This is a genomic window from Pseudomonas sp. LB3P93, from assembly GCF_054898025.1.
Map to the genome: position 1 here is coordinate 1,356,735 of NZ_CM142713.1, position 21,557 is coordinate 1,378,291.

General features: G+C 59.6%; 18 protein-coding genes and 2 tRNA genes. 6 read left to right on the plus strand and 14 right to left on the minus strand.

Annotated elements, in window-relative coordinates; all coding sequences use genetic code 11:
• Positions 1–170: 170 nt before the first annotated feature.
• From ACYZT8_RS05940 to ACYZT8_RS05950, 3 genes are all read left to right on the plus strand, one after another.
• A complete protein-coding gene (locus tag ACYZT8_RS05940; RefSeq protein WP_461979959.1) occupies positions 171–929 on the plus strand; it encodes a tRNA-uridine aminocarboxypropyltransferase in 759 nt (252 codons plus the stop codon).
• Positions 930–1,138: 209 nt separating this feature from the next.
• Entirely contained in the window at positions 1,139–1,789 is a 651-nt protein-coding gene (gene erdR, locus ACYZT8_RS05945) for a response regulator transcription factor ErdR (RefSeq protein ID WP_010462704.1), read from the plus strand.
• Positions 1,790–1,864: 75 nt separating this feature from the next.
• A complete protein-coding gene (locus ACYZT8_RS05950; protein ID WP_008010143.1) occupies positions 1,865–2,227 on the plus strand; it encodes a diacylglycerol kinase in 363 nt (120 codons plus the stop codon).
• Here ACYZT8_RS05950 and ACYZT8_RS05955 read toward each other — a convergent pair.
• On the minus strand, positions 2,224–3,150 hold the full coding sequence (locus tag ACYZT8_RS05955; RefSeq protein WP_461957480.1) for a LysR family transcriptional regulator: 927 nt from the start codon (positions 3,148–3,150) through the stop codon (positions 2,224–2,226). The two genes, ACYZT8_RS05950 and ACYZT8_RS05955, sit on opposite strands and share 4 nt — an antisense overlap.
• Before the next feature lie 123 nt (positions 3,151–3,273).
• On the opposite strand from ACYZT8_RS05955, the gene fpr reads away from it, so the two are divergent.
• Complete coding sequence (gene fpr, locus ACYZT8_RS05960; RefSeq protein ID WP_003443014.1) at positions 3,274–4,053, plus strand: ferredoxin-NADP reductase; 780 nt, start codon at positions 3,274–3,276, stop codon at positions 4,051–4,053.
• A gap of 183 nt (positions 4,054–4,236) precedes the next feature.
• Here the strand turns inward: fpr and tsaA are convergent, their stop codons facing one another.
• The 6 genes from tsaA to rimO all read right to left on the minus strand — a co-directional run bounded on the left by tsaA (position 4,237) and on the right by rimO (position 9,457).
• Positions 4,237–4,935, minus strand: a complete 699-nt coding sequence (gene tsaA, locus ACYZT8_RS05965; protein WP_461979960.1) for a tRNA (N6-threonylcarbamoyladenosine(37)-N6)-methyltransferase TrmO — start codon at positions 4,933–4,935, stop codon at positions 4,237–4,239.
• Between the two features lie 186 nt (positions 4,936–5,121).
• Positions 5,122–5,892 carry an SDR family oxidoreductase gene (locus ACYZT8_RS05970; RefSeq protein WP_109628252.1) on the minus strand — a complete coding sequence of 257 codons (771 nt, stop codon included), beginning with the start codon at positions 5,890–5,892 and terminating at the stop codon, positions 5,122–5,124.
• 193 nt (positions 5,893–6,085) lie between these two features.
• Positions 6,086–6,556, minus strand: coding sequence for a YehS family protein (locus tag ACYZT8_RS05975; protein WP_461979961.1), 471 nt, complete (start codon positions 6,554–6,556; stop codon positions 6,086–6,088).
• Positions 6,557–6,631: 75 nt separating this feature from the next.
• The gene (locus ACYZT8_RS05980; RefSeq protein WP_010462687.1) at positions 6,632–7,342 is read right to left on the minus strand and encodes an rRNA pseudouridine synthase; all 711 of its coding nucleotides are present in this window, start codon (positions 7,340–7,342) and stop codon (positions 6,632–6,634) included.
• Positions 7,343–7,533: 191 nt separating this feature from the next.
• Complete coding sequence (locus tag ACYZT8_RS05985; RefSeq protein ID WP_461979962.1) at positions 7,534–8,007, minus strand: GNAT family N-acetyltransferase; 474 nt, start codon at positions 8,005–8,007, stop codon at positions 7,534–7,536.
• Positions 8,008–8,119: 112 nt separating this feature from the next.
• Positions 8,120–9,457 carry a 30S ribosomal protein S12 methylthiotransferase RimO gene (rimO, locus tag ACYZT8_RS05990; RefSeq protein ID WP_131059214.1) on the minus strand — a complete coding sequence of 446 codons (1,338 nt, stop codon included), beginning with the start codon at positions 9,455–9,457 and terminating at the stop codon, positions 8,120–8,122.
• Between the two features lie 289 nt (positions 9,458–9,746).
• Between rimO and ACYZT8_RS05995 the strand changes: the two genes are divergently transcribed.
• A complete protein-coding gene (locus tag ACYZT8_RS05995) occupies positions 9,747–11,648 on the plus strand; it encodes a potassium transporter Kup (protein WP_461979963.1) in 1,902 nt (633 codons plus the stop codon).
• A 187-nt stretch (positions 11,649–11,835) separates the two neighbouring features.
• Here the strand turns inward: ACYZT8_RS05995 and ACYZT8_RS06000 are convergent, their stop codons facing one another.
• From ACYZT8_RS06000 to ACYZT8_RS06020, 5 genes are all read right to left on the minus strand, one after another.
• The gene (locus tag ACYZT8_RS06000) at positions 11,836–12,162 is read right to left on the minus strand and encodes a DUF3077 domain-containing protein (RefSeq protein ID WP_461979964.1); all 327 of its coding nucleotides are present in this window, start codon (positions 12,160–12,162) and stop codon (positions 11,836–11,838) included.
• A gap of 571 nt (positions 12,163–12,733) precedes the next feature.
• Positions 12,734–14,029 carry a virulence factor family protein gene (locus tag ACYZT8_RS06005; protein WP_461979965.1) on the minus strand — a complete coding sequence of 432 codons (1,296 nt, stop codon included), beginning with the start codon at positions 14,027–14,029 and terminating at the stop codon, positions 12,734–12,736.
• Entirely contained in the window at positions 14,029–16,671 is a 2,643-nt protein-coding gene (gene mprF, locus ACYZT8_RS06010; protein ID WP_461979966.1) for a bifunctional lysylphosphatidylglycerol flippase/synthetase MprF, read from the minus strand. Before mprF ends, ACYZT8_RS06005 begins: the two co-directional genes overlap by 1 nt.
• A 278-nt stretch (positions 16,672–16,949) precedes the next feature.
• Positions 16,950–17,026 (minus strand) — tRNA-Met (locus ACYZT8_RS06015).
• A 207-nt stretch (positions 17,027–17,233) separates the two neighbouring features.
• A tRNA-Met gene (locus tag ACYZT8_RS06020) sits at positions 17,234–17,310 on the minus strand.
• 300 nt (positions 17,311–17,610) lie between these two features.
• Between ACYZT8_RS06020 and dinB the strand changes: the two genes are divergently transcribed.
• A complete protein-coding gene (gene dinB / locus ACYZT8_RS06025; protein WP_461979967.1) occupies positions 17,611–18,672 on the plus strand; it encodes a DNA polymerase IV in 1,062 nt (353 codons plus the stop codon).
• Positions 18,673–18,814: 142 nt separating this feature from the next.
• Here the strand turns inward: dinB and ACYZT8_RS06030 are convergent, their stop codons facing one another.
• Both ACYZT8_RS06030 and ACYZT8_RS06035 read right to left on the minus strand, forming a co-directional pair.
• Positions 18,815–19,768: a hypothetical protein gene (locus tag ACYZT8_RS06030; RefSeq protein WP_461979968.1), complete on the minus strand. Its 954-nt coding sequence runs from the start codon at positions 19,766–19,768 to the stop codon at positions 18,815–18,817.
• 17 nt (positions 19,769–19,785) lie between these two features.
• Complete coding sequence (locus tag ACYZT8_RS06035; RefSeq protein WP_461979969.1) at positions 19,786–21,501, minus strand: proline--tRNA ligase; 1,716 nt, start codon at positions 21,499–21,501, stop codon at positions 19,786–19,788.
• Positions 21,502–21,557 lie beyond the last annotated feature (56 nt).

A 21,557-nucleotide genomic window follows, 5' to 3' on the forward strand; every position in this document is an offset into this window, starting at 1 on the left:
GACTGGTGGTTCGACCTGTCACATGACTGTGCGTTCAGTGGCGGCGAATTATAGGGGACGAGGCCTGGACGGTACAGGCTTGCGCCGGCTGCTCTGATAAACTGCCGCGTCTTTGTGCCCTGTCGAGTGTTCTTCGTGTCGATTTTCTTTCCCCTCCGGTGCTGCCTGCGATGAGCCCTGTAACCCCACCCTTTGCTGCAAACGCCGTCGCCCGCTTGCGCGACGAGCGAGAGGAGGAGGGCATCAAGCCGATCCAGGCCCGTGGCTGGAGGGCACCGCGTTGCCGCGCCTGCCGCGTGATCGAGAGTCACTGCCTGTGCGCCTGGCGCCCGCAGGTCGAGGCTCGCTCGGGCGTGTGCCTGATCATGACCAACAAAGAAGTGTTCAAGCCGAGCAACACCGGCTGGCTGATCGCCGACGTGGTACGCGACAACCATGCCTTTATCTGGTCCCGCACGGAAACTGATCCGCAGTTGCTGGCGTTGCTGACCGACCCGCAATGGCAACCGTACCTGGTCTTTCCGGGTGAATACGTCGAGCCTGAGCGAGTGACTAACACCGTCGAGGCCGATAGCACCAAGCGGCCATTGTTCATTCTGCTCGACGCCACCTGGACCGAAGCCCGGAAGATCTTCCGCAAGAGCCCGTATTTTGATCGGCTGCCGATCCTGAGCCTGTTGCCTGAAAAACTGTCGCGCTACCGGTTGCGCCGGTCGACCCGCAGCGAGCACTTGTGCACCGCCGAAGTGGCGGCTTTGTGTCTGGATCTTGCGGGCGATACTGAGGCGGCATCGGCGCTGGACGCTTATTTCGACGTGTTCAGCCAGCATTACCTGGACGCGAAACACCAGCTGGACATGAACGTTGCCACGCCCGCCCACACAGAACTGATGCCTTTCGTGCGGAACACGGCCCCGGACATCTGCTGATTGTCGCCCATACTGCAAAGAACTGTACCGGCCAGGCACCTTGACCACCCCGGTTTCGCTGGGCATGCTTGGCGCCGATTGGGGCGCGGCCAAAGTTTGATACGCCGTATTCTTTACGTGATAGCCACGTAATTGGCGTTGAACGTGCCCTGTTGGTTCAGCTCCGTGGCTGTGCCTTGAGTTGTTTGAAAAACAGGATCATTAGAAAAATGGCCACATACGAAATCCTGATTGCCGATGACCACCCTCTTTTTCGTAGCGCCCTGCATCAAGCGTTGACCCTGGGCCTGGGCCCGGATGTCCGTCTGGTGGAAGTGGCGAGCATTGCCGAGCTGGAAACCCGACTGGACGAAAAGTCTGACTGGGATCTGGTGCTGCTGGACCTCAACATGCCGGGGGCGTACGGTTTTTCCGGGCTGGTGCTGCTACGCGGTCAGTACCCGCAGATTCCGGTGGTGATGGTGTCGGCCCAGGAAGAAGCCTCGATCATGGTGAAATCCCGTGAATTCGGCGCCAGCGGTTTCATTCCCAAGTCCAGTGATCTGAGTGTCATCCAGAAAGCCGTCCGTGCAGTGCTCGATGGCGATGTGTTCTGGCCGCCCCAGGCGTTTGAAGCCGTGAGCGTTTCCGCTGAAGCCAAGGCAGCCAGTGAAGGCCTTGCCAGTCTGACGCCTCAGCAGTTTCGGGTGTTGACCATGGTTTGCGAAGGGTTGCTGAATAAGCAGATTGCTTACGAGTTGAGCGTCTCCGAAGCGACGATCAAGGCGCATGTCACGGCGATTTTCCGCAAGCTGAATGTGCGCACTCGCACCCAGGCTGCGTTGCTCCTGCAACAACTTGAGTCAATTTCGAGCCACTAAGAGTTGGCCTGTTCACGCTTTTTTGACTTTGGTTGATCTAGCTTTCCCACTCCTTTTTGGTCAGTTGCCTACTCTATGTCTCCATTCAAAGGCCAAACCGGCCTCAAACGCATCCTCAACGCTTCCGGCTACTCGCTGGACGGCCTGCGCGCAGCCTTCACCGGTGAAGCGGCTTTTCGGCAACTGGTGTTGCTCAACGTCATCCTGATCCCGCTTTCGTTCTTTCTGAACGTCAGCCGTGTCGAGCAGGCGTTGCTGATCGCGGTCTGCCTGTTGGCGTTGATCGTCGAGTTGCTGAATTCGGCAGTGGAAGCGGCCATCGACCGCATTTCCCTTGAGTTGCACCCGCTGTCCAAGAACGCCAAGGACATGGGCAGCGCCGCTCAGTTCGTGGCGTTGAGCATGATCGCGCTGGTGTGGGCGGTGATTCTGCTTTAAGCGATGGTGGGCAGCACGATCTCGTCGCTGCGCTGAACCCCGGCGGTGAAGGCGCGGCACAGGTCGAGGAATTCGCGCATCGCTGATGTCTGATATTTCTGTTTGTGCCAGATGAAATAGAACTGCCGCGCCAGGTCCAGATCCGGTGTTTCCACCGGCACCAGGCTGCCGCGGCGGAACGCATCGCGCAGCGCCAGGCGAGAAATGCAGCCAATCCCCAGGCCTGATTCCACCGCGCGCTTGATCGCTTCGGTGTGTTCCAGTTCCAGACGGATATTCAACGCGCTGCGATGATGACGCATGGCCTGGTCAAAGGTCAGCCGCGTGCCAGAACCTTGTTCCCGCAGAATCCAGGCCTCGTGGGTCAGTTCTTCCATGGTCGCGCTGCCCCGCTTGGCCAGCGGATGCTGCGGCGCGCAGAACACCACCAGCTCATCCTCGACCCAGCTCTGCACTTCGATGTCCGGATGGCTGCAATCGCCTTCGATTAGACCCAGATCAATTTCATAGTGGGCGACTTGCTGCACGATGTTGGCAGTGTTCTGCACGTGCAGCTTTACCTGGCTTTCGGGATGGCGCTGCATGAAGCTGCCGATCAGCAAGGTGGCCAGGTAATTGCCGATGGTCAGGGTCGCGCCGACCGCCAGAGAGCCGAAACCGGACTTGCCGTTAAGCAGGTCTTCGATTTCCTTGGCCTGATCGAGCAGGGCCACCGCTTGCGGCAATAACTGTTTGCCGAGGGCGTTGAGGCTCAGCCGTTTGCCGGCGCGGTCGAACAGCTGGCAGCTGGACTGGCGCTCTAGCTCGGTGATCGAGGTGCTCGCCGCCGATTGCGAGAGGTTGAGCGTCAGGGCAGCACGGGATACGCTTTCCTGCTGGGCGACGGCGACGAATACTTGAAGTTGACGGAGAGTAAATCGCATATCTATATAACCGATAACCATTATCTTAATAATCCATTTAACAGATATTGTCGCTGCCATTAGAATGCGATGCAATTGCGCACATCAGTGGCACAGGCAAAATCTCCCAGGAGTCCCACGTACATGAGCAACATGAACCACGAGCGTGTCCTCAGTGTTCATCACTGGAACGACACTCTGTTCAGCTTCAAGTGCACCCGCGATCCGGGCCTGCGCTTCGAGAACGGTCAGTTCGTGATGATCGGCCTGCAACAGCCCAACGGCCGGCCGCTCATGCGCGCTTACTCGATTGCCAGCCCGAACTGGGAAGAGCATCTCGAGTTCTTCAGCATCAAGGTGCCTGATGGCCCGCTGACTTCCCAACTTCAGCATCTGAAGGAAGGCGACGAGATCATCATCAGCAAAAAGCCAACCGGCACCCTGGTGCTGGATGACTTGAAGCCTGGCAAACATTTGTACCTGCTCAGCACCGGTACCGGTCTGGCGCCGTTCATGAGCGTCATCCAGGATCCGGAAACCTACGAGCGTTTCGAAAAAGTGATCCTGTGCCACGGCGTACGTTACGTCAACGAAGTCGCTTACCGCGAGTTCATCACCGAGCACCTGCCGCAGAACGAGTTCTTCGGCGAGGCGTTGCGTGACAAGTTGATTTACTACCCGACCGTGACCCGCGAGCCATTCGAGAACGAAGGTCGCCTGACCGACCTGATGCGCAGCGGCAAGCTGTTCAGCGACATCGGTCTGCCTCCGATCAACCCGCAGGACGACCGCGCCATGCTGTGCGGCAGCCCGAGCATGCTCGACGAGACCAGCGAAGTGTTGAACAGCTTCGGCCTGAAAGTTTCGCCGCGGATGCGCGAGCCGGGTGACTACCTGATCGAGCGAGCGTTCGTCGAAAAGTGACCGCAGGTCACTTGTAGGAGCTGGCTTGCTAGCGATGGTCGTTAACGATGATGTATTTCTTGCTGGTTAAATGCGGTGAGTTCACGTCCATCGCTAGCAAGCCAGTTCCTACAGTAGATTTGTAGTGCACAGAAAAGCCCGCATGACCTGAGAAGGTCATGCGGGCTTTTGCGTTTCTGGTGTTCAGGTTTTTGCGGGAATGACTTCGAGGACGCGGATCACGCCCGCCTCGGGATAATGCCAGCGCACATCCAGATCCCAGAATTGCGCGCCATATTCTCGTTCCGGTTTTGGCGTTTGGTAAGCCGGCCGTGGATCTTGCGCCAGGCATTGCTCGATCAGTTCGACCAAGGGCTCTTCAAGGCGCTGAGCGTGCTCGTGAGCCTGTACCAGTGCTGCATCCGTCCACTGCACGGGAATCAGCAGTGGCGCGGCGCTGGCGATGCTATTGGAGGCTGTGTCGATGATGTCCGCGTAAGGCACGTACGGTTTGATGTCGAGAATCGGCGTGCCGTCGAGCAGGTCGATTCCCGATATCCACAGCCGATTGGCCTCGACCTTATCCAGCTTCACCACGGATTGACCGATGCCATTGGGCCGGTGTGTCGCGCGGGTGGCGAACACACCCATGGATTTGTTACCGCCCAGGCGAGGAGGGCGGACTTTCAGGCGTGGCTTTTCTTCCAGGGCCTGATGAAACAGGAACAGCAGCCAGACATGGCTCACCTGTTCCAGCCCTTGCACGGCGTCACCCTGATCGAACGGTGCCACCAGTTCCAGCACGCCACGGGCGGCCGGGGCCAGTTGCGGCTGGCGCGGGATGGCGAACTTCTCCTTGAAGCAGGAGCGCACAAAGCCGATGGGGGAAACGCTGTAGGTCATGGTTTGGGGTCGAGGCGGGAATTTGGGCGGGCATGATAACCCGACGAGCCTCAAGTCTGATGGTGGCAGAGCCGGCCTCATCGCGGGCAAGCCACGCTCCCACAGGTTCTATGGCGTACACAAAATTTGCGCTCGCTCGAGAACCTGTGGGAGCGTGGCTTGCCCGCGATGGCCGCGCCGCCAATTTCAGAGACTGAACCCGCCATCAAGAGGAATAATATTCCCGGTCATATACGCCCCAGCCGTACTCGCCAGACTGATCGCCAACGCTGCCATTTCTTCCTCGCGCCCCCAGCGTTTCATCGGAATCAACGCCGTATCCTCGGCCAGTGCCTGCTCATCATTACCAATGTGCTGGGTCATCTTGCTCGGGAAACGCCCCGGCGCAATCACGTTGACGTTGATGTGTTGGCTCACCAGTTCCCGCGCGAGAATCCGCGACAGTTGATGCAGGGCGGCCTTGCTCGGCCCGTAGGCATATGCCTGTTCGCCAAAGGAAGAAATCCCCGCCACCGAACCGATGTTGATGATCCGCGCCGGATTGGCTTCTGAACCGGCCTTGCGCAGCAGTGGCAAAAACTGCTGGATGCAGTTGAATACCGAGGTCACGTTGAGCTGCATGACCTTCTCCCAGCCCTTGACCGGGTAGCTTTCCAGCGGCGCGCCCCACGTGGTGCCGGCGTTGTTCACCAGAATGTCCAGATGAGGAATCTGTTCACCAAGTCGCGTGGCCAGTTGCAACACGCCTTCTTCATTGGCCAGGTTGGCCGCCACGCCGTGGCAAGTCCCGAAGGCGCTCAATTCGTCAGCCGTTTGCTGACACGCTTCGGCATCCCGCGCGCAGACGTAAACGGTAGCGCCGGCCTCGACATAAGCCTTGGCGATCATTTTGCCGATACCACGGGTGCCGCCGGTCACCAGAGCGGTGCGGCCTTGCAGGGAAAAGTACGGGTGCATGACGAATCCTGAGAGCTGAGGGTCAATACACCCTAGTCGTCAGCCGCCAGAAGCGGAGCCACTATTTTTGCGAGGAATGAAGGTCTATACAGCCCGGCCTGCGGCTGCCCTTTGTAGGAGCCGGCTTGCTGGCGATGGCGTTTTGAAGATCGCCTTCGCCAGCAAGCCGGCTCCTACAGGGCGCGCGGCGCGCTTATTGCGGGCGAACGCGCAAGGTCAGGCCCTTGAGGAAGTTGCGCAGCAACTGGTCGCCGCATGGGCGATAGTTGGTGTGGCCGAACTTGCGGAACAGTGCGCTCAGCTCAGGCTTGGACACCGGGAACTCGGACGCTTTGAGGATCGCGTGCATGTCGTCTTCTTTCAGTTCGAAGGCCACACGCAGTTTCTTCAGGATAATGTTGTTGGTCACCGGCACTTCGATCGGCTGCGGCGGACGGCTTTCGTCCTTGCCGCGCTTGAAGGTCACCAGGCCGTCGAGGAAATGCGCCATGACTTCGTCCGGGCAGCGTACGAAGCCTTCCTCGTCTTCCTCTTTCTTGTCGAGGTATGTCACCAGGTCTTCCAGGGACACGTCCATGCCGCCGAGCTTGATGATCTCGATGACTTTCTTGTCACTGATGTCGAGCATGTAGCGCACGCTGCGCAGTACGTCGTTATGAATCATGGTGTGCAATCCTGATATTCAGCAGTGGGCGCCGCGTAAACAGCGGCGCCGAAATGTGTGGCGGCGTGAAAAGTCTTAGAACTTCTCTTTGCCGGACAGGTAACGCCATTGCCCCAACGGCACTTTGCCGATGGACACGCCGCCGATGCGGATGCGGCGGATGGCGACGACCTTCAGGCCAACGGCCTGGCAAAACAGGGCGATCACGCCCGGTTGCGGGTTCTTCATCGCAAAACGCAGGCGGTTTTCGTTCTGCCAGCTGGCCTTGACCGGCGGCAGTTCCTTACCTTTGTAAGTGAGGCCGTGGTTCAGGCGGTTGAGGCCGTGAGCCACCATGTCGCCTTCGACCTCGACCACATACTCTTGCTCGATCTTGGCGGAGTCAGCGGTCAATTTGCGCAAGATCTTCCAGTCCTGGGTGAACACCAGCAGGCCGCTGGCATTGGCCTGCAAGTCGGTGCTGGCGGTCAGGCGCAGGAAATGGCCCTTGAGCGGACGTTTGCTGAAGCGGTGTTCTTCGCTCAGGGTCTCGGCGCTGATGGTCGCCATCGCCGTTTCCGCGTCCATGCCCACGGGCACATTCAGCAGGATGGTCACCGGCTCCGGTGCAGTGGCCTTGGCCTCTGGATCGAGCTCAACTTTCTGGGTGTCGACCTTGAATTGCGGCTCATCGATGACTTCGCCGTCCACGGTGACCCAGCCGCCCTCGATGAACAGCTCAGCCTCCCGACGGGAACAGCCGACGAGTTCGATGAGGCGTTTGGAGAGACGAATCGGGTCAGTCATGACAGGGCCGTAACAAAAAAGGGGTGGGCATTGTACCTGCGTGGCGCCGGTTAATCCCGGCTCCATTTGCCGCAGGTGCTTTTAATGTGGGAGCGGGCTTGCTCGCGAAAGCGGTGGATCAGTCAACTTATCTGGTGAATGACACACAGCATTCGCGAGCAAGCCCGCTCCCACATTGGTTCCTCGTGGTGTCAGCCGTGCTGTGAGTGTTGCTGGTTTTGGCGCAAGCGCATGTGCAACAGCGGATAAGGCTGGCCCATGCCATCGACTTCCGAACGGCCAATCACCTCGAAGCCCTGCTTGAAGTAGAACCCCAGCGCTTGCGGGTTCTGCTCGTTGACGTCCAGTTCGTAGGCGTTCAGGTGTTCCATGGCATAACGCAGCAACCTTTTGCCCAGACCCTGGCCGCGGTGGGCCGGGTCGATGAAGAGCATTTCGATCTTGCCTGCTGCCACACCGGCAAACCCGGTGATGCGCTGGCGCGAGTCCCTGGTGCAGATCAGCATCACCGCGTCGAGGTAGCGGGTCAGCACCAGGTTCTTCAGCAATTCAATGTAGCTGTCCGGCAGAAAGTCGTGGGTGGCGCGCACCGAGGCTTCCCAGACTTGCGTGAGTTCTACGTAGTCGCTCTGTTTCGGCGTGTGGATAACCGAATGTTGGCGCATGGCCGAATGCCCCTTTTCCTGTGAGTGTCGAGAATCCTTTCCTCACAAAACGATAGACGTAAAAAAGCCCCGCATCTCGTCAAGAGAGCAGGGCTTTTCGTATTTTTTGCGTTTAGATCTGTTCAGCCCACAGGTCGTATTCGTCGGCGTCGGTCACTTTGCACCAGACTTTGTCGCCTGGCTTGAGATTGCTGCCGTTGTCGATGAATACGTTACCGTCGATTTCCGGGGCATCGAAGAAGCAGCGGCCAACGGCGCCTTGCTCGTCGACTTCATCGACCAGCACTTCGATTTCACGGCCGACACGCATTTGCAGACGGGCCGAGCTGATGGCCTGCTGGTGCGCCATGAAGCGGTCCCAACGGTCTTGCTTGACGTCGTCCGGAACGACTTCCAGGTCCATATCGTTGGCCGGAGCGCCATCCACCGGCGAGTACTGGAAGCAGCCGACGCGGTCGAGTTGGGCTTCGGTCAGCCAGTTCAGCAGGTACTGGAAGTCTTCTTCGGTTTCGCCCGGGAAGCCGACGATGAAGGTCGAGCGGATGATCAGGTCCGGGCAGATTTCGCGCCAGTTCTTGATCCGCGCCAGGGTCTTGTCTTCGAAGGCCGGGCGTTTCATCGACTTCAGGACTTTCGGGCTGGCGTGCTGGAACGGGATGTCCAGGTACGGCAGGATTTTCCCGGCGGCCATCAGCGGGATCAGCTCGTCGACGTGCGGGTACGGGTAAACGTAGTGCAGACGAACCCAGACACCGAGGGTGCTCAGGGCTTCGCAGAGTTCGGTCATGCGGGTTTTCACCGGCGCGCCGTTCCAGAAACCGGTGCGGTATTTCACGTCGACGCCGTAGGCGCTGGTGTCTTGCGAGATCACCAACAGCTCTTTGACGCCGGCCTTGACCAGGCGCTGAGCCTCGTCGAGCACGTCACCGACCGGACGGCTGACCAGTTTGCCGCGCATCGACGGGATGATGCAGAAGCTGCAGCTGTGGTTGCAGCCTTCGGAAATCTTCAGGTACGCGTAGTGGCGCGGGGTCAGCTTGATGCCTTGCGGCGGCACCAGGTCGATCAGCGGGTTGTGATCCTGACGTGGCGGCACGGCGTCGTGCACGGCGTTGACCACTTGCTCGTACTGCTGCGGACCGGTCACGGCCAGCACGCTTGGGTGAATCTTGCGAATGTTGCCTTCTTCGACGCCCATGCAGCCGGTCACGATGACCTTGCCGTTTTCCTTGATGGCTTCGCCAATCACTTCCAGGGATTCAGCCTTGGCCGAATCGATGAAACCGCAGGTGTTGACCACCACGACATCGGCGTCCTGGTAGGTGGACACAACGTCATAACCTTCCATACGCAGCTGGGTAAGGATGCGCTCGGAGTCGACCAGTGCTTTGGGGCAACCCAGGGATACGAAGCCAACCTTTGGATTGGCCGGCGCAGGAGTGGTGGACATGTCTAACCTCGGTATTTGAGACGCCTCCAGCCGAAGACGGCAAGGCGACTGACGGGCGCTATGTTGCGCCTCTGGTCAAAAAGTGCGCAATTCTAGCGATGAGAGGCGCACTTGACCAGCTTTATGCAGGGAAATACGACGAGTGCTGCGCTATGCTTCGCGCCGTTACGCTTTACCGATTCTTTACAGTCAACGAAACGTCTGTAACGTCATGTAAAACAGCGCATGCTGCGTGGCAAAGCATAGTGCTTCTTTCAAAGAAGCCCGGTCTGGGTAGTAGGAGTGGTGGATGGGTCAGGCAAGTAGTCAGGCGGCGGGTGCCGAGCATTCGGCGGCGAAGCCGATCGGCATGCTGGTCGCGGCGGTCGGGGTGGTTTATGGCGATATCGGCACGAGCCCGCTGTACACCCTCAAAGAAGTGTTTTCCGGTCACTATGGTGTACCGGTCGACCATGACGGCGTGTTCGGGATTCTGGCGCTGATTTTCTGGTCGCTGATATGGGTTGTCTCAATCAAATATGTGCTGTTCGTGCTGCGTGCCGACAACCAGGGCGAAGGCGGGATCATGGCCTTGACCGCCCTGGCTCGGCGGGCTGCGGCCGGGCATCCGAAGCTGCGCATTTTTCTGGTGGTCTGCGGACTGATCGGTGCGGCGCTATTTTACGGCGACAGCATGATCACGCCGGCGATTTCCGTACTCTCGGCAATTGAAGGCCTGGGACTGGCGTTCGATGGCATCGACCATTGGGTGGTGCCGTTGTCGCTGGTCGTGCTGGTGGCGCTGTTCCTGATCCAGAGCCACGGTACCGCGCGCATCGGCATCCTGTTCGGGCCGATCATGGTCACCTGGTTCCTGGTGCTGGGTGCGCTGGGTGTCTACGGCATCCTGCAGCATCCGGAAGTGTTGCAAGCGATGAACCCGGTCTGGGGCGTGCGCTTCTTCATCGTGCACCCGGGCATGGGCGTAGCCATCCTCGGCGCGGTGGTGCTGGCACTGACCGGCGCCGAAGCGTTGTACGCCGACATGGGCCACTTCGGTCGCAAGCCGATTGCCCGCGCCTGGTTCATCCTCGTGCTGCCGGCGCTGGTGCTGAACTACTTCGGTCAGGGCGCCTTGCTGCTCGGTAATCCGGAAGCCGCTCGCAACCCGTTCTACCTGTTGGCGCCGAGCTGGGCGTTGATCCCGTTGGTCGGTTTGTCGACCCTGGCCACGGTGATTGCCTCGCAAGCGGTGATTTCCGGCGCGTTCTCCCTGACCCGTCAGGCGATCCAGCTTGGTTACATTCCGCGCATGCACATCCAGCACACCTCCAGTGCCGAACAAGGCCAGATCTATATTGGCGCGGTGAACTGGGCGCTGATGGTCGGCGTGATCCTGTTGGTGATCGGCTTCGAATCCTCCGGCGCCCTGGCCTCGGCTTACGGGGTGGCCGTGACCGGGACCATGTTGATGACCACCATCCTGGTCTCGGCGGTGATATTGCTGCTGTGGAAATGGCCTCCGATCCTCGCGGTGCCGCTGTTGCTCGGTTTCCTGCTGGTGGATGGTCTGTACTTCGCCGCCAACGTGCCGAAAATCTTTCAGGGTGGTGCGTTCCCGGTGATCGCCGGTATCGCGCTGTTTGTATTGATGACCACCTGGAAGCGCGGCAAACAGCTGCTGGTGGAGCGTATGGACGAGGGCGGGCTGCCGCTGCCGATTTTCATCAGCAGTATCGCCGTGCAACCGCCGCATCGGGTCCAGGGCACCGCCGTGTTCCTCACTGCGCGCCCGGACGCCGTGCCCCACGCGCTGTTGCACAACCTGCTGCATAACCAAGTGCTGCACGAGCAAGTGGTGCTGCTGACCGTGGTCTACGAAGACATCCCGCGGGTACCGCCGACACGGCGCTTCGAAGTTGAATCCCACGGCGAAGGGTTCTTCCGCGTGATTCTGCACTTTGGCTTCGTTGACGAACCGGACGTGCCGCAAGCGCTGAAGCTGTGTCATCTCGATGACCTCGACTTCAGCCCGATGCGCACCACCTACTTCCTCAGCCGCGAGACGGTGATCGCCTCCAAACTCGAAGGCATGGCCCGCTGGCGCGAGGCGTTGTTTGCGTTCATGTTGAAGAATGCCAATGGCAATTTGCGGTTCTTTAATTTGCCGTTGAACCGGGTGATTGAGTTGGGTACTCAGGTAGAGATGTAAGCCCCCATCAAATAGCCCCCGTTGCCTTTGCGGCAGCGGGGGCTTTTTTGTGGCTGGCATTTGATCCCAATCCAACAAAGCACCCTGTGGGAGCGGGCTTGCCCGCGATAGCGGTATGTCTGTCACATCAATGTCGGATCTGCCGCCGTCATCGCGAGCAAGCTCGCTCCCACAGGGATTTGCGGTGTTACTGGCTGTCGGGCAGCTCTTCTTCAGATTCAGTCTTCGTCCGGGCCGGTCGCGGCGTGAGCACCTTCACCACATCGTCAATCACCGCCTTACCCATCGCCGTCAGATAGTGAGCAGCCCAGGCATGACGGTCGGTGTCTCTTGCGTAGGCGGCATCTTCGCTAAATGATTTGGCGAGGAACAGCAGATCGGAGGCTTGTGACAATGCATCAACGATGGGAACGCCGGCACGGACGTTGAACAACGCCTGATCCGGGCAGTAGATGAGTGGGGTGAAGCCGATGGTTTTTAATTCTGAAATCGCGGAAGCATCAATTTTAGTCATGTCTATTCCCTAAGCTTGAGGAGCTGCCACGTTCGTTTCCAAGCGAATGGGTGGCAGCTGTGCGCAGGTTGGAAAACCGGGAGCTTAGGAAACCGGCACGTCCGAAGACGTCCCACGCACAGCCACCATGACACAAGATTGCAGCCGTAAAGGTCCGCAGTCATGTTGGGCACGTTGTTGCAATTCGCTCGTCGGGTTTCCAAGCCCGATCGCTGAATGGTCAGCGACGTCCGGAGAGTATCCCGTCGAAGAAAAACGCAACAAGGCGGCAAAGTGCCCAAATGCGAGATTCGGAGTTTGCCTACAAGGTCCGCGGGCGTCATCCGATAATGCGACACCTTAAGTAAACGAAACTAAACAGGGCGAGAAGATCTGGATCTTCAGGGCGACGAACATTCCCTGTGGGAGCGAGCTTGCTCGCGATGGGGGACTGTCAGTTAACGCAGATGTTGAATGTAATGGCCTCATCGCGAGCAAGCTCGCTCCCACAGGTGATGGTGGTGTTTGCTGGAAATGAAAAAGCCCCCGCAACCAAACGGCTCCGGGGGCTTTTTCGTGGATGGGCCTCAGATCACTCCTGAGCCGTCTCGTCCTTGGCTTGCCGCTTCTCGATGATGTCCACCAAACGCTTTGCCAGCGCCGGGTAGTTCTCGTCGAAGTGGTGGCCGCCAGGCAGTTTCATCGCTTCGCCCACCGCGCTCTTGTCGGTGCATCCGCTTTCGTCGACTTCTTCTTCGCCGTAGATGCACACCACTTTTTCCGGTGGCAGCTTGGCCATTTCCGGGCCGGTGGCGGCTTCTTTGCCGGCGTTGCCGAGCCAGCCTTCGACTTCGATTTCGAAGCTGCCGGTGCGGGCGAAAGCCAGCAGGATGATTGCGTCGACGCGTTGCTGTTCCGCTGGCTCCAGGCGGTTGTAGATCGCCGGCAGGACGTCGGCGCCGAACGAGTAGCCGGTCAGGATGAAGCGCTTGGTGCCCCATTTCTGCCGGTAGTGTTGCATCAGCTCAGCGAGGTCCAGAGCGCTTTGCTCTGGGCTCTTGTGCTGCCAGTAGTAGCGCAGGGTGTCGATGCCGACCACCGGGTAGCCGATCTTGGCCATCTCGCCCGCGACGTCGCGGTCGAGGTCGCGCCAGCCGCCGTCACCGGAGAGGAACAGGGTCACGGTGTCCTTGGCCTGGCCGGCCGGGACTTCGACCACCGGGATCTGCAGGCCGCCAGCGGCTTTGTCGCCACCGACGAGGAGCTTGCGCAGTTCGTTGTTCAGCACTTGCGGCAGGTTGATGTCGTAGTCGCTGATGCTGGTTTCGGCGTTGGCTTGGTCGCGCACGAAGCCGGCGCTGGTGTCGTCCGGGTTGTCGTTCCAGGCCACCAGCCAGTGACCGTGGGCGGCGCTTTTCGGCAGCAGGTGGGTGCAGCCGGGTTTTTCCAGGGCCAGGTCGACGGAGACAGCTTGAGCCTTTTCGTCCTTTTGCTCGGACAACCAGCGCCACGCGAGCACGGCGCCAGGGCCAATGCCGCTGACCAGGGTCGCCGGGCCTTTGAGTTCGCGCAGGCCCGATTGCAGGGCGCGGCTTTGCAGCAGGCAGTCTTTGGGCAGGATCACCTGAACAATCTGCGCCGAGCCGGTGCGGCTCAGGGTCATCAATTGTTTGTCGCTGAGTTTCTGGTCTTCGTTGACCGCCACCAGCACCTGGGCGCGCGGTGTGTTGCCGGGGATGACGCGGGTCATCGCCGCGCCATCGGCCGGTGTCAGCTGTTGGAGGGTCGGTTCGGGTGCCGGGCGTTTCAGGTACCAGTAACCGCCACCGACAATCAGGGCCAGCACGACCAGCGTGCCCAGTACGTACCGCAAGGAGCGTTGAATCATCAGCGTTTCACCAATCCAGTCAAGCCGCCCGCAATCAGGGCAGCAGTATCGGCCAGGGCAACCAGCGGATCGAGTCCGGCGGGCACGGCCATATAACGGGGTTCCCAGTCAGGCTGGAATTTGTCTTTGAAGCGGCGCAAGCCTTGGAAGTTGTAGAGCTGCTCACCACGGCGGAAAACCATCGAGCCCAGACGCTGGGTCAGCGGTGCGCCACGCCGGGGTTGTAACCCCGACAGCGGTACCATGCCCAGGCTGAAGCGCGCGAATCCATGATTTTTATAATGTTGAATCAGGCCGACCATCATGAACTCCATGGTCAGCTTGGGGGCGTCCGGGTGCGCGCGCATCAGGTCGAGGCTGGCCAGGTCATGGCCGTACGTCTCGAGCAGGTTGGCGAACGCCACCGGGCGGCCTTCGAAACGAATCACCGCCACGCGAAAATGCTTGATGTAGTCGTCGCTGAAACGGCCGAGCGAGAAGCCTTTCTCGCGCACGTTCTTGCCGGTCAGCCAGGCATCCGAAATCACCCTGAGCTCATCCATCGGCGCATGGCCCGGTTCAAAGATCTCCAGCGACAGGCCATCGCGGGTGCCGCGGTTCCACGTGTAGCGCAGGTCTTTCATCTCTTTGCCCTTGGCTTCGAGATCAAAGCGCTGCAGATCGACCCGGGCTTCTTCGCCGAGCTTGATCGCGGTCAGGCCGATGTCCATGTAGTACGGCAGGTTCTCGGCGCGCACTTGATAGAACACGGGGCGAGCGTGGTGGATGTCACAGAGGTCGCGAAACTGCCAGATCATTTCCGCCCGTTGCTGGGTCGGACCGATCGGGTCGTACAAGGCCACCAGACTGCGGCCACGGCGGGCGTACATCAGGAACGCCTCGTCGTTGGGGTGAAACAGCAGCGCCTTGTCACCGGTCAGGGCCAGGCCACCGTCCGGTTGCGAGGAGGCCATGAGAATCTTTACCGCGCGATCCAGTTCGTCAGGCGTCGGCAAGTGAATCACCGGACGCGCGGTGCGCAGCAGCCAGGTCAGGGACACCACGACCAGCAGCACTGCGGCGCCGAGCAGCGAACGCAAGCCACGCGGGGCATCGGCGTCGAGGGTGAACTGCCACCAGAGTTGATGGCTGTACGGAACGTCCTGATAGGCGAACAGCAGCAACCAGATCGACGCGCCGAGCACGCACAGGCTGGACACTAGGTACAGCGGCGAGAACGGCAATTCAGTGAGGCGGCTCGGGCGATAGAACGAGCGCCGGAAAACCCCCAGCAGGCTCGCCGTCAGGGTCATCAAGCAAGCTTCTTCCCAGTCAAAACCCTTGAGCAAGGAGAGCAGGGCGCCGACCAGCAATAGGATGGTGGTCAGCATCCACGCGGCGGAGAGCCGACGACGCAGACCTTGAGCCAGCAGCAGGCACAGCACGCCGATCAGGCTGGCGCCGAAGTGCGAAGCATCGACCAGTCGATGCGGAATCAGAAAGCCGATGTGTTCCAGGCGGGTGTCGATTTCCGGCGTCACGCCGGAGAACAGCAGCACCACGCCGGACAGGAACACCAGCACTGCCAGAATCGGCGCCGCCAGACCGGAAGCGGCCCGCAGGGACTGGCGCGACTGAAACAGGCGCTGGCCTTCGTTGATCAGCAGGAACACACACGCCACCAGCAGCGGCAGCACCACATAGATCAGGCGATAGAGCAGCAGTGCGGCGGCCAGTGGGGCGGCGCCGAGTGTGTCGGCGAAAGCGGCCAGCAAGATGGCTTCAAACACGCCGACACCGCCGGGCACATGGCTGAGCACGCCGGCGGCCAGAGCCAGCAGGTACACCAGCAGGAACGCACCGAAGGGCGGCGCTTCCGGCAGCAACAAATAAAGCACGGTTGCGGCGGCGGCCACGTCCAGGGCTGTGATGATCAATTGCAGGAAGGTCAGGCGCCGGCCGGGGAGGCGCAAGGTGCGGCGTCCGACCTTGACCAGCAAGTTATCCTTGGAAGGCTGTTCCGGAAGACGACGGCGATAGATGCCGATGGCCAATACGCTGAAGAGCAGCAAAACGGCCGCGGCCACTGCGCCCAGCAAACCTTCGGACAGCCCCAGGGCAGACGAGGCGGCAGGCAGGTTGCTGAGGGTTGCCAAGGCGGCCAACGGTGGCAGGGCGCAGCCGAGCGAGAGGCTGGCGAACAGCGTCATGTGAGCGACTTCGGACGCTCCCAGACCATGACGTGCATATAAACGGTAGCGGACCGAGCCCCCCGAGAGCATCGAAAGCCCGATGGCGTTGCCGATGGCAAACGCAGTGAAACCGCCCAGCGCCAGGATGCGCGGCGCCAGTGTTACGCCCGCGTAACGGCTGGCCGACCATTCGTACCCCAGCAGAATGATGAAACCGACCACGGTCGCACCCAATGCGCCCAGCACTGCCGGTTTAGGTACTTCCAGGATCGAGTCATGCAAAGCGTACAGATCGAGTTCGCTCAGCAGATGACGACAGGCAATCAGCGCGATAGCGAACAACAGCAGAGTGACCGCCAGGCCGATGGGCTGACGGTACTTGCTGACCAGATCCAGCAAGCGCAGACGCTCGACCTTGATCGGTTGTGTCGCTGTGACGGTGTCTTGTGGATCAGACGAGTTGGCGCGCATCAATCACCTCTTGGATTGTGCGCGACAGGATGGGGGTATCCAGCCAAGTTACCAATCCCTGTAGAAAAAAATAATCACAAATATTAACGCCTCTCACCGGTTATCGGCGATGGCATGTCATGAGTCGTAGAGGGTTCTGACTGCGATTCAGCATGGTCTGAACTCACAGCATGGGTGACCCCGAACGCTTCTCTACACAATGACAGGTCATTGTTGCGAAAGGACTTTTTCGACAGATACAAAAAAGGCCACTCTTTCGAGTAGCCTTTTTTGATGTTTGGTTGCGGGAGCCGGATTTGAACCGACGACCTTCGGGTTATGAGCCCGACGAGCTACCAGACTGCTCCATCCCGCGTCTGTGTGGCGGCATTCTATAGAGATACGCCTGTGTGTCAACCGTTAATCTGGAACCAGGTCAAATAAGCGTGAATAAGCGGCGAACGGTCGCAGGGCAGACTTAAGTTTCGGAATCAGAACGATTTCTCCGTCTGGTAAGTATAGAGGAGCACAAAACAGTCACGCACAAAAAAGGCCACTCTTTCGAGTAGCCTTTTTTGATGTTTGGTTGCGGGAGCCGGATTTGAACCGACGACCTTCGGGTTATGAGCCCGACGAGCTACCAGACTGCTCCATCCCGCGTCTGTGTGTCGGCATTCTACAGAGGATCGCCGGGCTGTCAACCTTCAATCAAGATAAAACCTCTTCTGGTTCAATCGCTTAGCTGGGATATGGGGTGGGACGAACGGCTGCGAGTCAGGTATGGCAAGGCTTGCAGCTCTATCGAGTGGCGCTTTTCGATTGAGAAAATAAATTCACCGGTTACTTTTCCTACGAGTGGGGAAGAAGATTCAGACTACTGGTGCTATATACAGGTGTCAGTGAGATACTGCCGATCCGACACGCCAATACGCCATTTTCCAGCATGAACACCGCTTTTATATGACCCAGCGTAAAATCATCCACGTCGATTGTGACTGCTTCTACGCTGCCATCGAGATGCGTGACGACCCGCGCCTGGCAGGTAAACCCCTGGCGGTGGGTGGTTCGGCGGATCGGCGCGGGGTGATCGCCACCTGCAACTATGAGGCGCGTGCCTATGGTGTGCGCTCGGCGATGTCTTCCGGGCATGCCCTGAAGCTGTGCCCGGACCTGACCATCGTCAAGCCGCGCATGGACGCCTATAGAGAAGCGTCGAAGGAAATTCACACGATCTTTCGCGACTACACCGACCTGATCGAGCCACTTTCCCTCGACGAGGCTTACCTGGACGTGTCGGACTGTGCGCATTTCGGTGGCAGCGCCACGCGCATCGCCCAGGACATTCGCCGCCGAGTCTCCAATCAGTTGCACATCACGGTCTCGGCCGGCGTCGCGCCGAACAAGTTTCTGGCCAAGATCGCCAGTGACTGGAAGAAGCCCAACGGTTTGTTTGTGATCACGCCGGATCAAGTAGAAGACTTTGTCAGCGGTTTGCCCGTGAGCAAGCTGCACGGCGTGGGCAAAGTCACCGCGGACAAATTGGGCAAGCTCGGCATCGTCGATTGCTCGCATCTGCGCGAGTGGGACAAGTTGGCGCTGGTGCGTGAATTCGGCAGTTTCGGCGAGCGACTCTGGAGCCTGGCCCGTGGGATTGATGAGCGTTTGGTGCACAACGACAGCCGTCGGCAGTCGATCAGTGTCGAAAACACCTACGACGTGGACCTGCCCGATCTGGTGAGCTGCCTGGATAAATTACCCGAGCTGCTGGAAACCCTGGCGGGCCGCATGGCGCGGATCGACAGCAGCTACCGGCCGGGTAAGCCGTTCGTCAAAGTGAAATTCCATGACTTTACCCAGACGACGCTGGAACAGGCCGGGGCAGGGCGGGATCTTCAGAGTTATAAGCTGTTGCTGACCCAGGCGTTCAATCGTGGCGGGAAACCGGTGCGGTTGTTGGGGGTCGGCGTGCGACTGGAGGATTTGCGCGGTGGGTTTGAGCAGATGGAGTTGTTTGAGCGGTAGTGGCAAGGTTTTGATGTGATGGTGAATGTCAGGCCGTCATCGCGAGCAGGCTCGCTCCCACATTGGATTTGCTGTGGACACATAATTTGTGACCGCCTCAAATCCCCTGTGGGAGCTAGCCTGCTAGCGAAGCTTTCCAGCCTTAATTCGGGTTTGGATCCGCCACGAGTCGCCCGGCATCCTTGGTCAACGACTTGAGGAATTCGGTCTGCAACTCTGGGTCATTGCGGGTCAGTTCGATCAGGCTTTGTTCCAGCTCGCTGGCTTCTTCTTCCAGACCCAGTTCCGACAAACGCTTGACCCGGTGTACCCACTGGCTCACTTCGTCGTCTTCGAGGTCGTCATAAATCAGGCCGTGCGCTTCGAGCAGTTTGCCGCGCAAGCCGCTGCTGACCGCGAGGGACGAGTCGGTGTGCACATCGTCCCGACCGTCTTCGACACTGATCAGCAGTCGGCTCAGATGGTTGATGTCATGTTCCGCGAACGGGCTGTCCAGCAGGTTAATGCGTAAAACACCGTTTTTGTCGGTGCTCAGCTCGAACGTTTCCTTGCCGGCCTTCACCACCACCGGACGCTCGCTCCAGGGCAGGCTCGAGTATTCGGTGCGTTTGTCGAGCTGCACTTCGTCGATGCCGGCCAGGTTTTGCTGCGCCCGACCGTTGGACTGCACGTTCATGAACGGGTTGAGCCCGGCAAACCCGTAGCTCAGCCAATCCTTGGTGACGCTGTCCGGCAGGTTGCCGAGGGTAAACACGTTGACCACGTTGGCGCCGACACCCCCGACCACCGCCACCGCGCCCAGCGGAATCTCGTAGACCTCGCGCCAGGGTTGGTAAGGTGTGTAGCGATCGTAGTGACGCGTGACTTCGAATTCGGTGACTTCGAACGTCTTCTGCTCGTGGATCTTCACCCGCCGTTGCGGCAGCTCAAGCACCTTGGGCTCACCGACATCGATCTGCAGGCTGTGATCGAGCAATTTGCGCTCGACACGTTCCTCGTGCTCGCTGCGTTGCGACATGTGATTGGCACAGCCGCTGACCAGCAGGGTGCCGCACAGGGCGGCACCACCGAGGCCTAAGGTGTTTCGCTTGAACATGACTTCTCTATCTGGTGTCAGCGGCGGATACGGGCCTGGAGGAAAGACAGCACGTCAGCAACCGGCAGCGCTTGCGCTTCAGGTTCGGTACGGCTCTTGTATTCCAGATTGCCTTCGGCGAGGCCGCGGTCACTGACCACGATCCGGTGAGGAATGCCGATCAGCTCCATGTCCGCGAACTTGATGCCCGGGCTGGTTTTCTTGTCGCGATCGTCCAGCAGTACTTCGAAGCCGGCTGCAGTCAGTTCTGCATACAGCTTGTCGGTGGCTTCGCGAACCTGTTCGGTTTCGTAGCGCAGCGGCACCAGGGCGATCTGGAATGGAGCCAGTGTGTCGCTCCAGATGATGCCCTTTTCGTCGTTGCCCTGTTCGATGGCCGCAGCCACCACGCGGGAAACGCCGATGCCGTAGCAACCCATTTCCAGGGTGACCGGCTTGCCGTTCTCGCCCAGCACTTCGCACTTCATCGCTTTGCTGTACTTGTTGCCCAGCTGGAAGATGTGTCCGACTTCGATGCCGCGCTTGATTTCCAGGGTGCCCTTGCCATCCGGGCTTGGGTCGCCGGCGACCACGTTACGCAGGTCGGCAACGGTCGGAACTGGCAGATCACGCTCCCAGTTCACGCCGAAGTAGTGCTTGTCGTCGATGTTGGCACCGATGCCGAAGTCGCTCATCAGCTCGACGGAGCGGTCGATGATGATTGGCAGTGGCAGGTTCAGTGGGCCCAGGGAACCTGCACCGGCGCCAATGGCGTCGCGCAGTTCGCTTTCGGAAGCCATGACCAGCGGGCTGGCAACGCCTGGCTGGTTGGCAGCCTTGATTTCGTTCAGCTCGTGGTCGCCACGGATGATCAGGGCAATCAGCTTGCCTTGTTCTTCAGCGTGAACCACGAGAGTCTTTATGGTCTTTTCGATCGGCAGGTTGAAGCCTTCGACCAGTTGCGCAATGGTCTTGGCGTTCGGGGTGTCGACCAGGCGCAGTTCTTCAGCCGGTGCGGCGCGGGAAGTTTCGCGTGGCACGGCTTCGGCTTTCTCGATGTTCGCGGCGTAGTCGGAACCGTTGCTGAAGACGATGTCGTCTTCGCCGGACTCGGCCAGTACGTGGAACTCGTGGGAGCCGGCGCCGCCGATGGAGCCGTTGTCGGCTTCTACAGGACGGAATTTCAGGCCCAGACGAGTGAACACGTTGCAATAGGCCTGGTGCATGCGGTCGTAGGTGACCTGCAGCGAAGGCTGATCAGCGTGGAAGGAGTAGGCGTCCTTCATGATGAACTCACGGCCGCGCATCAAACCGAAGCGTGGGCGGATTTCGTCACGGAATTTGGTCTGGATCTGGTACAGGTTGATTGGCAGCTGTTTGTAGCTGCTCAACTCGTTGCGCATCAGGTCGGTGATCACTTCTTCGTGAGTCGGGCCGGCGCAGAAGTCGCGACCGTGGCGATCCTTGAAGCGCAGCAATTCAGGGCCGTACTCTTCCCAGCGACCTGATTCCTGCCACAGCTCAGCCGGTTGGGTGCTCGGCATCAACACTTCGAGAGAGCCCGCGGCGTTCATTTCTTCACGAACGACGGCTTCGACCTTGCGCATCACTCGCAAGCCCATCGGCAGCCAAGTGTAGAGGCCCGAGGCGAGTTTGCGGATCATGCCGGCGCGCAGCATCAGCTGATGGCTGATGACGACCGCGTCGGAAGGCGTTTCTTTCTGTGTGGCGAGCAAAAATTGACTGGTGCGCATGGTTGGCCGTTGTCGGTTGCTGATGACGAGAAATGACGGAGCATTGTACGGGCGAG

Excerpts from the sequence above, each read along its gene's own strand:
- ACYZT8_RS05940 (WP_461979959.1), top strand. The coding sequence starts at position 171 with ATGAGCCCTGTAACCCCACCCTTTGCTGCAAACGCCGTCGCCCGCTTG.
- erdR (WP_010462704.1), top strand. The coding sequence starts at position 1,139 with ATGGCCACATACGAAATCCTGATTGCCGATGACCACCCTCTTTTTCGT.
- ACYZT8_RS05950 (WP_008010143.1), top strand. The coding sequence starts at position 1,865 with ATGTCTCCATTCAAAGGCCAAACCGGCCTCAAACGCATCCTCAACGCT.
- ACYZT8_RS05955 (WP_461957480.1), bottom strand. The coding sequence starts at position 3,150 with ATGCGATTTACTCTCCGTCAACTTCAAGTATTCGTCGCCGTCGCCCAG.
- fpr (WP_003443014.1), top strand. The coding sequence starts at position 3,274 with ATGAGCAACATGAACCACGAGCGTGTCCTCAGTGTTCATCACTGGAAC.
- tsaA (WP_461979960.1), bottom strand. The coding sequence starts at position 4,935 with ATGACCTACAGCGTTTCCCCCATCGGCTTTGTGCGCTCCTGCTTCAAG.
- ACYZT8_RS05970 (WP_109628252.1), bottom strand. The coding sequence starts at position 5,892 with ATGCACCCGTACTTTTCCCTGCAAGGCCGCACCGCTCTGGTGACCGGC.
- ACYZT8_RS05975 (WP_461979961.1), bottom strand. The coding sequence starts at position 6,556 with ATGATTCATAACGACGTACTGCGCAGCGTGCGCTACATGCTCGACATC.
- ACYZT8_RS05980 (WP_010462687.1), bottom strand. The coding sequence starts at position 7,342 with ATGACTGACCCGATTCGTCTCTCCAAACGCCTCATCGAACTCGTCGGC.
- ACYZT8_RS05985 (WP_461979962.1), bottom strand. The coding sequence starts at position 8,007 with ATGCGCCAACATTCGGTTATCCACACGCCGAAACAGAGCGACTACGTA.
- rimO (WP_131059214.1), bottom strand. The coding sequence starts at position 9,457 with ATGTCCACCACTCCTGCGCCGGCCAATCCAAAGGTTGGCTTCGTATCC.
- ACYZT8_RS05995 (WP_461979963.1), top strand. The coding sequence starts at position 9,747 with ATGGGTCAGGCAAGTAGTCAGGCGGCGGGTGCCGAGCATTCGGCGGCG.
- ACYZT8_RS06000 (WP_461979964.1), bottom strand. The coding sequence starts at position 12,162 with ATGACTAAAATTGATGCTTCCGCGATTTCAGAATTAAAAACCATCGGC.
- ACYZT8_RS06005 (WP_461979965.1), bottom strand. The coding sequence starts at position 14,029 with ATGATTCAACGCTCCTTGCGGTACGTACTGGGCACGCTGGTCGTGCTG.
- mprF (WP_461979966.1), bottom strand. The coding sequence starts at position 16,671 with ATGCGCGCCAACTCGTCTGATCCACAAGACACCGTCACAGCGACACAA.
- dinB (WP_461979967.1), top strand. The coding sequence starts at position 17,611 with ATGACCCAGCGTAAAATCATCCACGTCGATTGTGACTGCTTCTACGCT.
- ACYZT8_RS06030 (WP_461979968.1), bottom strand. The coding sequence starts at position 19,768 with ATGTTCAAGCGAAACACCTTAGGCCTCGGTGGTGCCGCCCTGTGCGGC.
- ACYZT8_RS06035 (WP_461979969.1), bottom strand. The coding sequence starts at position 21,501 with ATGCGCACCAGTCAATTTTTGCTCGCCACACAGAAAGAAACGCCTTCC.